The sequence below is a fragment of the Arthrobacter sp. NPDC057388 genome (assembly GCF_042668165.1).
Taxonomy (GTDB): domain Bacteria; phylum Actinomycetota; class Actinomycetes; order Actinomycetales; family Micrococcaceae; genus Arthrobacter.
Map to the genome: position 1 here is coordinate 38,416 of NZ_JBHVBL010000005.1, position 13,927 is coordinate 52,342.

Genomic DNA, 13,927 nt, shown 5'->3' on the forward strand with positions numbered 1-13,927 from the left:
GACCTGCAGGTTCGGGGCGGTTTTCTTTGGGCACGAGCGGGCGGGGGCCGGCAGCGGTTCTCCCATCGGCGCGGCAGGCCGGACGGCGCCGGTCAGTCGGTTTGCGGTGAGCTGGCCGCCTCGTCGCCGTCGGCGTCGTCGTCGTCCGCCACATCCGCCGGCGGACCGTCCACGGGGAGCTGCACCGAGACCGTGGTTCCCTCGCCCAGCACGGACGACAGGTTCAGTGAACCGCCGTGGCGCCGGACGATGTCGTGGGCGATGGCCAGGCCGAGCCCGCTCCCCGGAATGGCCGCGGAGGAAGCGTTGGACGCCCGGTAGAAACGGGTGAACACCTGCGCGATTTCCTGCTCCGGGATCCCTACCCCGGTGTCCGTGACCTTGACGACGGCGCTCGGGCTGGCCGTCCCGGAGGCGGCGGTCATGAAGCTGATGCTGATCCGGCCGGCGTGCGGGGTGAACTTGATCGCGTTGGCGACGATGTTGGTAAAGACCTGTTCCAGCTGCGCCTCGTCGGCCAGTACTTTCACATCCTCATGCGAGTCGGCTCCGGTGATGGTGACGTTCCGGGACTCGGCGAGCGGGCGCAATGCGGCCACCACGATGCGCAGGACCTGGCCGAGCTCCACCTGCCTGAGGTTGAGGTTGCCGGATGTGTCCTGCTGGGAGACCGTGAGCATGTCCTCGATGAGCCTCCGGAGCCGGTCCGAGTTGCGGGAGATGACGTCCATCATCGATTCGATGCCCTGGGGAACGGGCCCCCCTGCGCCGTCTCGGATCATGTCGAGGTAGGCAGTGATGGACGTCAGGGGCGTGCGCAGCTCATGGTTGACCGTTGCCAGGAAATCCGTCTTGGCCCGGTCCAGCTCGCGGAGCTGCTGCAGCACCTGAAGCTGCGCGCTGATCAGGTGGCCCTGGATGAGGCTGTGGGCGAGGTTTCCGGCGACGTGCTGGATGAGGGCGATCTCGGCCCGGGTCCAGTCGCGCGCCTTCCCCAGCTGCGCGATCCAGATGATTCCCAGCGCCGATTCGCCCTCGCCCACCGGCAAGGCGACCGAGGCGCGGACGGAACCCAGGCCGGACCATTTCCGCAGCCCCTCCGCCAGGGCGGCCGGCTGCTCCGGCTGGTGATCGGTCTGGTGGTCGGGAACTGCGAGTGCCTCGGCGGCCGACCACAGCGACGTGGTCTGTTCCCGGGCCGCGTCCTCGAAGGTACCGAGTGTGTCCGGCAGCTCGGGATGGCCGGGCAGTGACCACTGCGCGCTGATCCGGGGGACGCGGGAATCCTGGAACGTGGTGAACCAGACGTGGTCAACGCCCAGGGATTCGCCAAAGCCGCGCACCAAGTGGCCTGCCATCTGCTGGGGGCTGTTGGTGCCGCGGATGGCGGCGGAGACATTGCGCAGGCTTTCGCGCAGGAACTCGGCTTCGCCCCGGATGCGTCGCCGTTCCCTCGCCCGGCCGATCAGGGTTTCCACGCGGCGGGTCAGTTCCCGGGCCGGCGCATCACGGGAGATGTAATCGGCGATGCCCCAGAGCTCAAGACGGGCAAGGTCGAAGTCGCCGGCGAGGTCCACCAGGAGCAGTACCGGGGTGCCTTCCCACCGGTAGTCGTCTGTCAGGGCTGTATCAAGAAGGACGACGCCGGCCCTGTCGCCTTCCAGTTCCCCGGCGAGGGTTTCGGCGTCGGGCGCCTTGCGGACGGTGAAACCGGCCTCGGTGAGGACAGCTGCCACGGAATCCAGGCGGGCCGTTTCCGTTAGCGCGACCACCGCCTCGCGAGGTGCGGAGGGATACTCCGCCGGTGCCTGGACCATATGCCCCCTGTGTTGCGAGTGCCTGTTGAGGCTACCGTGATTTTGGACTCACATTATCAGTAGGTGGGCCGCGGGCCGCGTCCCGGAGGGATGTAGCTTGTTACTTGTCCACATTAGCCAGCGCGGAGGTTTGAATTGAATTCCAACAGCACGGGACGGAATACGGTGTTCGACCTGGACCTGGACAGCGAAGGCCTGTTGCGGCTGACCTGGGCCAGGGATGCCAGCATCACAGAGGCTGATGCCGAGGCGGCCATGGAGCAGGTCAACGTGCTCTGCGGCGAGAGCCGGCACCCCATGCTGGTGGATATGGCAACCACCTCTGATGTTAGCCGAGGAGCCCGCGGCGTGTTCGGCCGCCCGTGCCAGGCCTCGCGGATCGCGCTGCTCGGGGCGTCGCCGGTGGACCGGGTGCTTGCCAACTTCTTCCTCGGCCTCAACAAGCTCCCGTGCCCCACGAAATTTTTCACCTCCGAAGCCGACGCCCTTTCCTGGCTTGGGGTCCGGTAGCCTCACCGGGTGCCCTTTGACCCGGATGCCCTTTGACCCGGCGGGCCTGGGACTCGGCGGGTCCCTGCATTCAGCGGGCCTGGAGCACCGCGAAGTAGCCCGGGATCTGTTCCGGGCGGTCGGGGGATGTGAGGGGCCGGGTTTCAATGGTCACCGGCCCGTCTTCCACCACATCCCAGCTGGCCTCGGAAAACGCCCGCCTGCGCTGCTGGGCGCCGAAACGGCCGGGAACCGGCAGCGCACGGATGGCCTTCTCCAGCGGCTCCGGGATGAAGTGCGGCGTGGCTCCGAGGTGGCTGACGTACTGGATTGGGTTCCCGCGGAAGTCGGTCTCGGCCAGGAACACGCGCCCCTGCTTGCCCACGAGCCGGTGCAGCTGCCCTGCCAGGGCTGACTGCGCGGGCCGCTTGAGAACATGCAGGACGCCCCGGATGAAGACGTTGGCTTCACCCGGGAACCCGGCCACGGCCAGGGCCTCGGCCACGGCGCCGATACCGGCGGGCGCTGTCATGTCGGCCGCGAGGTAGGAGACCCGCTCCACTCCTGCCGACTCGGCGGCGGCGCGGGCCACGGCGTTGGCTGACACGTCCACGCCCAGGACATGCGGAAAGTAGGGGGCCAGCGCACGGCTGAAGACGCCGCTGCCGCATCCGACGTCCACGAGCGGAAGGCTGGGATCCAGCTGCCGCGTGAGATGCTCCAGGTAGCCCTGCAGCTCATGGTCGCTGCCCGAGTCCCAGAGCACGTCGCCGCGGGCACCGGTCGCTTCCACCCTGCCCCAGTACTGGTCCCAGGCCACGCCCGGATCTTTGGGTGCGCCGGAGGAAAGCTTCACCAGTTTCGGGAGCAGCAGGTATTTTTTGAGCGCCGGGAGCATCATCCAAATATATGTTGCCCGGAGCACACTCCGGTTCCGGGCCGGCAGCGTGACGGCCCGCCGCCGTCGATGAGGCCCGCCAGTGGGCAGTTTGCCAAAAGTGGCCGCCCGGGGGGATGTCCAGGCGGCCACTTTTGGCAAAACGACGGCCTGGGGGTCGACGGCGCAGTGCCATTGCTGGCGCATGGCCTTGCCGCAGGGCCTTGCCTAGCCGGGGGCCGTGGCCGCGGGCGTCGGCACCGCATCCGAAGTTGCCGGGACCGGGACGGCAGGGACGGGGGTCGGCTCCGTGCCTGGTGCAGGAACCGCGGGAGCCGGCGTCGTTGCGGGCGACGGGGCGGCCGGCGGGGGCGTGGCTGGCTGGGAACCGGGTCCTGCGTCCGTGCCGTCCGTGGCACTTGGGGACGGCGAGGAACCCGGTGCCGGACCGGAATTGGTGCCGTTCCCTGGCCTGGCGCTGGCATCGGTGCGGACGATCTCCGTGAGTTCTTCCTTGTAGGCGCTCAACCGTTCCTCGATCTCGGAGAGAGGGACGTCCCGCAGTGTCCGTCCGAACTCGGCGATCTCCTGCCACAGCGCATTCAACCGGGCCATGCCGCCTTCGCTGAGCGGCCCGTCCAGCGTGAGCACCAGCTGGCTGGCCAGAGCGTAAGTCAAGCACCGCACGCAGTTGTAGTTGGCCGCGGCAGAGAGGTTCTCGGGCACCACAACATCGGCCTGCCCCACGATCATCACCACCTGGAACCCGACGGCCACCGCGGCACAGTCCGCACAGCTGGCGAATGCGTAGGCTTCGTTGCGCGTGTCCACCGGTCCGTCCTCGGCCCACACGAGCGCGAACGCGACGTCGTAAGTGACGGAGCCGTCCGTCACGTTCACAGCGAGTGCCTGGTTGCCGTCGGGCTCCGGCGCCGGGGGCTTGTCGAAGGGAAAGACCCACGACGGCGCGGCGGCCCTGCCGTTGGCCGGCCCGGGACCCTGGGATTGGCCAGAAGTGGCCGGCCCCGGAGCAGGAGTCGACCCCTGCCCTGGCACCAGAACCATGCTCAGCTGCGGCTGTTCCCGGGTAGGCAGCGCCGTCCCGTCCGGCCACAGTGCCACGGTCTTGCCGGTCCGGCCTGCGCGCAAGGTGCGGTCGGCCCGTGCGAGCGAAGGGTAGATAGCCGCCGTCGCGTCGGGCAGTGTCCCGCGTTCGTATGGCTGCACCGGGCGGTAGCTCTCAGGCGCCGGCCACCAGGCCCAGGCCAGTCCCGCGGCGACGGCCCCTGTGACAACGATTGCGGTTGCCCGCGGCAGCGGTTTGTCGCGGGTCTTGGTCCAGAGTCCGCCGAGGAGCTGGCGGCCCAGCCTGAGAAGCATGTACAGAATGCCCAGCACCGGAAGGACGACGGCGGCAATCGCCAGGACCCGTACCGCACCGCCGGGGAAGTCGCCATCCGCGAGGCTGCTGGTGAGCAGGGCCTGCTGGTGCTGCAGACTCTCCCATGCCGTGCCCAGGACCCTGGGGAACGTGGCCACCATCAGCACCACGCTGACCAGCAGCAGGGGGACGGTTACCAGAACCCAGGCCGTGATGACGGCGCGCGCCCACGGTTTGAGGGCCTGCGCCTCGGGCTCAGGTTTGCCCCAGCGCCACGGCAGGAGCCCGAGCAGGGTGGGACGGATCCGCTGGAACAGGTCCGGCACGCCAATGGCGTCGGCCAGGATGTGATAGCCGTCGAAGCGGACCAGGGGAAGGAGCTGGCGCACCATCTGCACGATCTGCGTCAGCACCACCAGGAGCAGAGCATCGAAACCTGAGGCCCACCAGACGCCCATCGTGGCAACGGCAAAGATGGCATTGAAGTACAGCCCGCCGGTGTCTGTGCGCAGCCGGCCGCCCCGTCCCAGCCGGTAGGAATCGGTGACATCCGTGTAGAAGGCCGGCCAGACCAGATAGAGTCCGGCGCCCATCGCGCCGGGGGTTGCGCCGCCGCGCCGTGCGGCCGCGGCATGGCCGAATTCGTGGAAGCCCGCCGACAGAACGGTGACAGCGAAAATCAGCAGCAGCAGCCACGGGTTGGCGAATGCGTCATGGGTGGCCGAGGCCAGGCCCTTGACCATGAGCACCCACCAGCAGGACGCCAGGAAAGCCGCTGTCACGGCTGCCGCGATCAGCGGGTTGAACAGCACGCTGAACGGGGCTGTCAGCTTCCGGGTGCGTTCGGGGTCCGTGACGGTGTACCGCAGGCGCATGCCCAGCAGCGGATCCGATTTGCGGACCGCAGGCTGCGACCCGTCCGCCAGTTGCAGCAGACCGAGCGGCAGGAGCTGCCCCGAGATCAGCGTCCTGACATTGTCCGCCGTGATGAGACGGCCCGACTGTGCGCTCGCCTCTTCCGCCACCTCACCGATATCCCGGACACCGTCAACGGCATCCAGCACCTGATAAAGCAGCCGCGTGAGCTGGATGGTCTGGCCGTCCCCGCGGCGCACCAGCGAGGGCGCTTCCCGGTATCCGGATCCCTTGGCTTCCCCGATCAGCAGAACACCGTCCGCCCTTACCGGCACCTCGAGTTGGTTTTTCCCGGCCGGATCCATGCCGGCCTGGCGCATTACGACGGCGGCGCTGGCGCCTCGGGCCGGGGACGCCCCGGCCGCCCTGGGGCCGCCACCGGCCGTGCGGGAGACCGGCGGGCCGTCCATGGCGGACGGCCCGCTGTGTTTGGCACTCATTCAGGTACTACTGCTGCAGATCGGACTGCTGGTCGGCCGACGCGGTCGCCTCGCCATCGATGTTCTGGGTGATGATGGCGTCCTGCTGGGCCACGGCGGTGGCATCGCTGTCGATCGAGGCGATGTTGGCCGCAACTGCAGCGTCGATGGGTGCGGCAACGTTGGCGTTTGCGGCCACGGCGCCGTTGATCGGGGCGGCGATGTCGGCGTCGGCATTGAGGTCCACGTTCACGTTGAGGAGATCGCCATCGAGGGCCGCGGCCGGGTCCACAGGAAGGGCGCCTACTCCCGCGTCCGGGAGCGTTCCGTCCGAGAGCGTGCCGTCCGGGAGCGTGCCGTCCGGGAGCGTTCCATCCGGAAGCGTGCCGCCCTCGGTCGTGCCGCCGTCGACAACGGAGCCCGACGTGCCATCCGGCGTGCCGCCGTCGACAGTTCCGCCGTCTGCCTCGGCACCCTGCGTGATGGTGCTGTCCTGGGCGGAGTCTGCGGCGGCGTCGGCGGTGATTCCCTGCTCAATGATGACGCCCTGGTCCGCCAGCGCCTGCGACTCGGAACCCGCGGACAGAATGTTCGCGGACGCCGCCGCATCGATCGGGGCGGCCACGTTCGCATTGGCTGCGACGGCCAGGTCGATCGGGGCCGCCGCTCCGATGTCCAGGTCGAGGTCTGCGTTCAGGTCCAGTACCGACGCGACTTCCTTGTCCGGCAGGGCGGTCCCCGCCTGGGCGTTCAGTTCGTCGTCGGAAAGCGGCGTCAATCCCTGTTCATTGCTCACGCTGTGCTCCAGTTCCGGCCCCGGATTCCCCACCCCCAGCGGACAGGTGCACCGAGCCCTTACGCCCGATAATAGTAAGCAGGATTACTATTTTCTGAAAACACTGACGTGCAGGTGAACGGCCGCGAAATCCTCATCCATTGCTCCGTAGATGCCTTTCTGGGCCCTCAAAAGGGCACTTACGGAGCAACCGATGGGTTATTTGAGCCCGGCGCCGGGCAGGAGTTCCGTGGCACCCAACGCATCCGCGATGAAACCGTAGTCCCAGGCCCGCTCCCGCCACTGCACGTACCGGCCCGAGGCGCCGCCGTGGCCGCCGTCCATCTCGATCTTCATGAGGATGGGCTCGCTGCCGGTGGTCTTGTTGCGCAGCTCCTGCACCCACTTGGCCGGCTCCACGTAGAGCACCCGGGTGTCGTTGAAGGACGTGACCGCAGCGATTTTCGGGTAGGCCACCTCTCGGACGTTCTCGTAGGGCGTGTACGACTTCATGTAGCGGTACACCTCGGGGTCGGTGATCGGGTTGCCCCATTCCTCCCATTCGAGGGCGGACAGCGGCAGCTCCGGGTCCAGGATGCTGGTGAGCGGGTCCACGAACGGAACCTGGGCCACCACGGCGGCATACTTCTCCGGGGCGAGGTTGGCCACGGCGCCCATGAGCAGCCCGCCGGCGGACCCGCCCAGCGCGGCAATCCGGTCCGGCGCCACCCACCCGGACTGCGCCAGCCAGTCGGTGGCTGCGATGAAGTCCGTGAACGTGTTTTTCTTGCTGAGCTTCTTGCCGTCCTCGTACCAGTGCCGGCCGAGCTCGCCGCCGCCCCGGATGTGGGCAATGACGAACACGATTCCGCGGTCCAGCAGCGACAGCCGGGCGATCCCGAAGCCCGGGTCCATGCTGAGCTCGTACGACCCGTAGCCGTAGACCAGGCCGGCCGCCGTCGAGTCCCGGCTGACGGACCTGTGCCGCAAGACCGACAGGGGGACACGGGTGCCGTCTGGTGCCATGGCCCATTCGCGGGTGGCCACGTAGTCCGCGGAGTCGTAGCCGCCCAGGACGGGGCTTTCCTTGCGGAGCAGCAGTTCACCGGCCGGCTGCTCCGCGGTGGGCAGGACAAAGTCGTACACGCGCGACGGCGTGAAGTAGGACGTGTAGCCCAGCCGGATCACGGGAGCCTCATGGTCGGAACCGCCAACGCCAGCGGTATACAGCTCCTCGTCAAACGCCGGTTCCACGGGAGCCTGCTGCGAAGCGGTTCCCAGCCCGGACAGCGACATCACCTGGACGCGCTCGATGGTGTCCTTCCGGATGGAGACCACGAGGTGGGTGGCGGTGACCCCCGCGCCGTTGACCCGGACGTCGTCGGAATGCGCGACGACGGTGGTCCAGTGCTGCTCGGACAGCGGCTTGGCCAGCTCGGCCGGGTCCACCAGCGAGACCATTGAGTTCACGGCGTTCCGGTTGTGGGTGATGAGGATGCGTTCGGTTTTCTGCCCGTCCGGGCCCTCGAGCAGGAAGGGTTCGGCCTCATAGAGCACGCGTTCGTTGCGGGAAACGACCGTGGTCAGGGCGCCTTCGGGGTCATCAAACCGCATCAGGCGCGTTTCGCTGTACTCGGAGCAGCCGATGCCCAGCACGAGGTGGCGCCGGTCCGCGGAGAGCTCAAAGCCCAGCCACATGGCGGCGTCGTCCTCCTGGTAAATCACCACATCCTCGGCTACCGGAGTGCCCAGGACATGGGACTTGACCTGGTAGGGCCGCCAGGAGTCGTCCACCACCGTATAGAAAATGCGGGTGCCGTCGGGGGAGAAGGACACCCCGTAGAAGATGTTCTCGATGACGTCCGGCAGCAGTTCGCCGGTCCGCAGGTCCTTGATCCGCAGCGTGAAGCGTTCGTCGCCCGCGTTGTCCACGGCATAGGCGTAGAGGTTTCCATCGATGGTGACGGCCGTGCCGCCCACCGAGAAGAAGGGCTTGCCTTCGGCCTCGACGTTGCCGTCCAGCAGGACTTCCTCGCCCGGGATTTCGACGCCGGCCTCGACGGCCGGCGGCGTCCAGTCAGCCACCGGGTCGCCTGTGTTCCGGGCGCGGACCCGGCACTGGATGCCGTACTCCTTGCCTTCCACGGACCGGCTGAAGTACCACCAGCCGTCCTTGCGGTTGGGGACGGACAGGTCTGTTTCCTTGGTCCGGCCCTTGATCTCCTGGAAGATGGCCTCGCGCAGCGGTTCCTGGTGCGCGGTGAGGGCCTCCTGGTAGGCGTTTTCTGCCTTCAGGTGCGCCACGACCTCCTCGGACTCCTTGTCCCGCAGCCATTCGTAAGGATCCACGAAGGTGTCCCCGTGGTGCGTGCGCTCGGTGGGCACCCGCTTGGCGGCGGGCGGCACGGGCGTGGAAGCGGCGGAGGGGCTTGCGGCTTGCTGCAGGGGAGTGTGGCTCATTCCCTCAATATATAGAGCCGCCCTGACATTTGGGCCGCCGTTCGCTACCGGGGGAGAGCCGCCTTTTGACGCTTCATGGACCGCTGGCGGAGCCCTGTCCCCGCTCCGGCGCCGGGCGTATCCTGAACACGCGTCAGCAATAAGGAACCCACAAGAGCCTTCGAGGGGGAAGCATGACCATCCCGCCAGTCCACGAACCAGAGCCGTTCCCGCCGGAACCCGGTCCTGACCCCATGCGGCCGGACCCGTCCCGCCCCGCACCGCCGAACCCTGTTCCCGCGCCGGAACCGCCGGGCCCGCTGCCGGTCCCTGACCCCGGCCCCGAACCGCTGCGTCCTGACCCGACCAGGAGTTAATTTCAAGGACGCGCAAATGGTCCCGGGACGCCCTCATCCGCGCGTCCCGGGACCATTTGCGTGCCTGCGCACCAAAGAGTACGTCCCCGCCCGGGCTGCTGGAGTTGTGAAAGTCCCATTTCTGCAACATTTGGAATTTTCCTGTTACCTGAGTCACATGCACGCTAGGGTTGTATCTGGTCGCAGCGTCGCGGCCGCGCCAGAGGGGAGAAGTTTTTTGAACCAGAAGCTCAAGGTACTGGTCCGCGTTGACCTCGACTGCGGTGAGGCACAGGTCGCCGCCCAGGGTCACGTAACCGCCCAAAGCATCCAGGCTCTTTACGTCGTTATGAAGCGCGCGAACCACCTCCGTCAGGGTCTGCAGCTCGTCGTCGATGTCAGCCACGCCCGCGTGGAGCCCGTCGCACTTGAACAGCTGCGGGAATGCTCCAAAACCCACCACCTGCCGCGTTCCATCGATCCGCAGCAGTCTGAATGCAACGTCCGCGTCCTGGCTCCGGCCGACGCCGGAATGGCTGCCAAGGCGGGCCGCTTCGCGGTCGCCGCGGCTGCCTAGGGACCAGACACAACACTAAAGGCCCTGGACTCCACTGGAGTCCGGGGCCTTTAGTGTGTGCAGGGTTTCCGTTACTCGTCCGGGTTCGGGTTCCTGACGTCGCGCTCGCCGATGTCCGCCGCGCCCAGAACGTCGGCAGCCGGGGTATGCACCGCGTCGTGTTCGCGGACTCGCAGCTCGGGATGGTGCAGATCCAGTGCGGGGCGTTCCGAGCGGATCCGCGGCAGGGAGGTGAAGTTGTGCCGCGGCGGCGGACAGGACGTGGCCCATTCGAGGGAAGCCCCAAAGCCCCAGGGGTCGTCCACCTCCACTTTCTGCTTGCTGCGGGCTGTGATGAAGACGTTCCAGAAGAACGGAATCAGTGAGGCGCCCAGCAGGAAGGAGCCAAAGGTGGAGAACTGGTTCATGGCCGTGAAGTTGTCCTGCGGCATGTAGTCGGCGTAGCGGCGGGGCATGCCTTCAACGCCGAGCCAGTGCTGGATCAGGAAGGTGCCGTGGAAGCCGACGAGCAGCATCCAGAAGTGGATCTTGCCGAGGCGCTCGTTGAGCATCTTGCCGGTCCACTTCGGCCACCAGAAGTAGAAGCCGGCGAACATCGCAAACACCACGGTGCCGAACACCACGTAGTGGAAGTGGGCCACCACGAAGTAGGAGTCGGAGACGTGGAAGTCCAGCGGCGGGGAGGCCAGGATGATGCCGGTCAGGCCGCCGAAGAGGAACGTGATGAGGAAGCCGATGCTCCACAGCATGGGGGTTTCAAAGGTGAGCGAGCCGCCCCACATGGTGCCGATCCAGTTGAAGAATTTCACGCCGGTGGGGACCGCGATGAACATGGTCATGAGTGCGAAGAATGGAAGCAGGACCGATCCGGTCACGTACATGTGGTGCGCCCAGACTGTGGCCGACAGGGCGGCAATCGCGATGGTCGCGTACACCAGGCCCTTGTAGCCAAAGATCGGCTTGCGGCTGAAGACCGGGAAGATCTCGGACACGATGCCGAAGAACGGCAGGGCGATGATGTACACCTCGGGGTGGCCGAAGAACCAGAACAGATGCTGGAACAGCAGTGCCCCGCCGTTCTCGGGATCGTAGATGTGGGCACCGAATCGCCGGTCAGCGCCGACAGCAAACAGCGCGGCGGCCAGCGGCGGGAAAGCCATCAGCACCAGCACCGAGGTGATGAGGGTGTTCCAGGTGAAGATCGGCATGCGCCACATGGTCATTCCGGGCGCACGCATGCAGATGATGGTGGTGATGAAGTTGACCGCGCCCAGGATGGTACCAAAGCCGGAGAGCGCAAGGCCGAAGACCCATAGGTCACCGCCGATGCCCGGTGTGAACGTGGTGTTGTTGAGGGGCGCGTACACGGTCCAGCCGAAGGAGGCGGATCCCTGCGGCGTGATGAAGCCGGAAACGGCGATGGTGGAGCCGAACAGGAAGAACCAGTAGGCCAGCGCGTTTAGTCGGGGAAACGCCACGTCCGGTGCGCCGATCTGCAGCGGCATGATCACGTTGGTGAATCCGGCGAACAGGGGGGTGGCAAACATCAGCAGCATGACGGTGCCATGCATGGTGAACATCTGGTTGTACTGCTCTTTTGTCACCAGGACCTGCATGCCCGGCTCAAAAAGTTCGGCGCGGATGAGCAGGGCCATCACGCCGCCGAAGCAGAAGAAGATGAAGGAGGTGATCAGGTACAGGTACCCGATGGTTTTGTGGTCCGTGGTGGTGACCCACCTGACCACCATGTTGCCCTTACGGTGGGGCACCACCGTTGGAACCTCGGTGGCGGTGGTGCTTGTGGGCTGCTGATATGCGGTCATCGTCTGCCACTCCCCGGCATCGCGCTTCGACGCCCCTGTTGGGGCGAGGGTGCCGGCCGGACCGTGAGCGGTTCACAGAACCGACGGCATCAGGATAGCGCCTGCGGCACCCCCGCAAAAGGTTTGCCGGCTAATGGCCCTTGGCGGGGCCGTGGATCCTCCTCTAGGCGTTTCCGGAGGCGCTCAGACCACGGTCTTGTTGCCGCGGCGGCGTCGCCAGATGAAAACGATGAGGAGAGTGATGATCAGGACCGCCGCGATAACGTACGGGGCGTACTCGAGGCGGTTGGTCTCCGACTCTTCCGGTTCTCCCGTGCCTGGGTTGGCGGGAGGCTCGGACGGGGTGGCGGACGGGGACGACGTGCCGGTGGGCGCGGGCGTTCCGGCCGCAACGGACGCGCCGGCCTGCACCGGCACGCGGCTGACTGCAGGGCCGGCGGACGCTGCCGATGAAGCCGGCGGGTACGCGAATGACGGCACGGCGAGGGAAAGCCCGGCGCCGGCGAGGGCGATTAGTGCGGTGAGAGTAGCAAGCAGTCTGCGCATAGGTTCTCCTGCGGTTGTCCCGTGCTGGCATGAATATAGTAAGCATGATTAGTATCGAAAGATAAGTATCCTTAGCTATTTGTTGATGCCGGTCCAAGAGGCGGTCCCATGGCAAACGGGCAGGAAGTCCAGGTTGGAGATCTCCAGGAGCTGATCTATGCCCTGACGCAGGACCAGTGGCAGCCCTCTGAGGCGAAGTACCGCATTAACATCGCGTACCGCGGCCTCTCATCTGACGACTATCCCCTGGAAACCGGCCTGGCCCGGCTGCAGGCCGAAGCCGCCAGCGGGCTGGAGCAGCATCTGCTGCGCAACTTCAAGAAGTACGCCCACCGCAACGCCACCCCGGGGGATTCGCTGTGGAACTGGCTGAGCGTGGCGCAGCATCACGGGCTGCCCACACGCCTGCTCGACTGGACGTTTTCCCCGTACGTCGCGCTGCACTTTGCCACCTCGAACCCGCGGGGCTACGGCCGTCCCGGCGTGGTCTGGTGCGTCGACTACGTGGCGGCGCACGAGCTGCTCCCGTCCGGCCTGCGGACGCACGTGGAGCCGCTCGGCCATGGCCTGTTCACCACCGAAATCCTCACGGCCGCCGCAGGGACGCTGGAAGGCTTTGATGAGTACCGGTCCGACGACGGCGGCGGAGTTCCGCTGTTCTTCGAACCGCCTTCGCTGGACGACCGGATCGTCAACCAGTCGGCCGTGTTCTCGATCATGACGGATCCGGAGGCGTCGCTTGCGGACTGGCTGGCGGAGCATCCCGAGCTGTACCGGAAAGTGGTGTTCCCGGCGGAGCTGAAGTGGGCCATCCGCAACCATCTGGACCAGGCGAACGTCACCGAACGCGTGCTGTTTCCGGGCTTGGACGGACTCTGCCGCTGGCTGGCCCGCTATTACGGCGACCGCCCGGAGCAGGTGTATCCCGATGCCCAGATTTCGCCCACGGAGCCGGCTGAACCCGAGTCTCCGCCGGAACGCATCAGTAGGAAATGAACTCCACGAGTTCGCCCACCCGGTCCTCCGGGTAGTTCCTGGCAATGTCGGCCTGGCTGAGCATCCCGATCAGATCGTGTCCGTCGATCACGGGCAGCCTGCGGACCTGGTGCTGCTGCATGGTCCTGATGGCTTCCTCAATCGTGTCGTCGGCGCCGATGGTCACCGGCTTCCCTTCGGCCAGCTCGCCCGCCGTGGTGCTTCTGGGGTCGCCGCCGTCGGCAAGGCAGCGGATCACGATGTCACGATCCGTGAGCATCCCCTTGAGCCGGTTGTCCTCGCCGCAGATCGGGAGGGATCCGACGTCCAGGTCCTTCATCTTCCTGGCCGCCTGTTCAAGAGTCTCGTTGACGCCGATGCATTCGGCCCCACCCGTCATAATGTCGCGTGCCAGGATGGACATCGGTGTTCTCCTCACGTTGGTTCGTGTGCGCTTGTGGTTCATGCGCTTGTGGTTCATGTACGACGGCGGGCTGCCGCCGCTCCCAGCCGGTCGGCCCTTCCCTCCCGAGTTTTT

Annotated in this window: 11 protein-coding genes; 3 read left to right on the top strand and 8 right to left on the bottom strand. The window is 66.7% G+C overall.

Annotation, left to right across the window (positions count from 1 at the left end):
* Positions 1 to 92: 92 nt before the first annotated feature.
* A complete protein-coding gene (locus ACFUTU_RS03860) occupies positions 93 to 1,817 on the bottom strand; it encodes an ATP-binding protein (RefSeq protein ID WP_377960836.1) in 1,725 nt (574 codons plus the stop codon).
* A gap of 135 nt (positions 1,818 to 1,952) precedes the next feature.
* Here ACFUTU_RS03860 and ACFUTU_RS03865 point away from each other — a divergent pair, with 135 nt between their 5' ends.
* Complete coding sequence (locus ACFUTU_RS03865) at positions 1,953 to 2,327, top strand: STAS/SEC14 domain-containing protein (protein WP_377960839.1); 375 nt, start codon at positions 1,953 to 1,955, stop codon at positions 2,325 to 2,327.
* A gap of 70 nt (positions 2,328 to 2,397) precedes the next feature.
* On the opposite strand, the gene ACFUTU_RS03870 is transcribed toward ACFUTU_RS03865, so the two are convergent.
* The 4 genes from ACFUTU_RS03870 to ACFUTU_RS03885 form a co-directional block, all read right to left on the bottom strand.
* Positions 2,398 to 3,204: a methyltransferase domain-containing protein gene (locus ACFUTU_RS03870; protein WP_377961120.1), complete on the bottom strand. Its 807-nt coding sequence runs from the start codon at positions 3,202 to 3,204 to the stop codon at positions 2,398 to 2,400.
* A 207-nt stretch (positions 3,205 to 3,411) separates the two neighbouring features.
* The gene (locus tag ACFUTU_RS03875; protein WP_377960842.1) at positions 3,412 to 5,919 is read right to left on the bottom strand and encodes a hypothetical protein; all 2,508 of its coding nucleotides are present in this window, start codon (positions 5,917 to 5,919) and stop codon (positions 3,412 to 3,414) included.
* Between the two features lie 7 nt (positions 5,920 to 5,926).
* Positions 5,927 to 6,694, bottom strand: a complete 768-nt coding sequence (locus ACFUTU_RS03880; RefSeq protein WP_377960844.1) for a peptidoglycan-binding protein — start codon at positions 6,692 to 6,694, stop codon at positions 5,927 to 5,929.
* Positions 6,695 to 6,892: 198 nt separating this feature from the next.
* A complete protein-coding gene (locus ACFUTU_RS03885) occupies positions 6,893 to 9,133 on the bottom strand; it encodes a S9 family peptidase (protein ID WP_377960846.1) in 2,241 nt (746 codons plus the stop codon).
* A 573-nt stretch (positions 9,134 to 9,706) separates the two neighbouring features.
* Between ACFUTU_RS03885 and ACFUTU_RS03890 the strand changes: the two genes are divergently transcribed.
* A complete protein-coding gene (locus tag ACFUTU_RS03890; RefSeq protein WP_377960849.1) occupies positions 9,707 to 10,045 on the top strand; it encodes a hypothetical protein in 339 nt (112 codons plus the stop codon).
* Positions 10,046 to 10,116: 71 nt separating this feature from the next.
* Here ACFUTU_RS03890 and ctaD read toward each other — a convergent pair whose 3' ends face one another.
* Positions 10,117 to 11,868 (bottom strand): cytochrome c oxidase subunit I, encoded by a 1,752-nt coding sequence (gene ctaD, locus ACFUTU_RS03895; RefSeq protein WP_377960851.1) that lies wholly within the window; start codon positions 11,866 to 11,868, stop codon positions 10,117 to 10,119.
* 183 nt (positions 11,869 to 12,051) lie between these two features.
* Entirely contained in the window at positions 12,052 to 12,414 is a 363-nt protein-coding gene (locus ACFUTU_RS03900; RefSeq protein WP_377960854.1) for a LuxR family transcriptional regulator, read from the bottom strand.
* Between the two features lie 108 nt (positions 12,415 to 12,522).
* Here ACFUTU_RS03900 and ACFUTU_RS03905 point away from each other — a divergent pair, with 108 nt between their 5' ends.
* Positions 12,523 to 13,410, top strand: a complete 888-nt coding sequence (locus ACFUTU_RS03905; protein WP_377960856.1) for an FRG domain-containing protein — start codon at positions 12,523 to 12,525, stop codon at positions 13,408 to 13,410.
* On the opposite strand, the gene ACFUTU_RS03910 is transcribed toward ACFUTU_RS03905, so the two are convergent.
* Positions 13,397 to 13,813 carry a CBS domain-containing protein gene (locus tag ACFUTU_RS03910; protein ID WP_377960859.1) on the bottom strand — a complete coding sequence of 139 codons (417 nt, stop codon included), beginning with the start codon at positions 13,811 to 13,813 and terminating at the stop codon, positions 13,397 to 13,399. The two genes, ACFUTU_RS03905 and ACFUTU_RS03910, sit on opposite strands and share 14 nt — an antisense overlap.
* Positions 13,814 to 13,927: the final 114 nt, after the last annotated feature.

Coding starts and splice junctions, on each gene's coding strand:
- ACFUTU_RS03860 (WP_377960836.1), bottom strand. CDS start 1,817: ATGGTCCAGGCACCGGCGGAGTATCCCTCCGCACCTCGCGAGGCGGTG.
- ACFUTU_RS03870 (WP_377961120.1), bottom strand. CDS start 3,204: ATGCTCCCGGCGCTCAAAAAATACCTGCTGCTCCCGAAACTGGTGAAG.
- ACFUTU_RS03875 (WP_377960842.1), bottom strand. CDS start 5,919: ATGAGTGCCAAACACAGCGGGCCGTCCGCCATGGACGGCCCGCCGGTC.
- ACFUTU_RS03885 (WP_377960846.1), bottom strand. CDS start 9,133: ATGAGCCACACTCCCCTGCAGCAAGCCGCAAGCCCCTCCGCCGCTTCC.
- ctaD (WP_377960851.1), bottom strand. CDS start 11,868: ATGACCGCATATCAGCAGCCCACAAGCACCACCGCCACCGAGGTTCCA.
- ACFUTU_RS03900 (WP_377960854.1), bottom strand. CDS start 12,414: ATGCGCAGACTGCTTGCTACTCTCACCGCACTAATCGCCCTCGCCGGC.
- ACFUTU_RS03905 (WP_377960856.1), top strand. CDS start 12,523: ATGGCAAACGGGCAGGAAGTCCAGGTTGGAGATCTCCAGGAGCTGATC.
- ACFUTU_RS03910 (WP_377960859.1), bottom strand. CDS start 13,813: ATGTCCATCCTGGCACGCGACATTATGACGGGTGGGGCCGAATGCATC.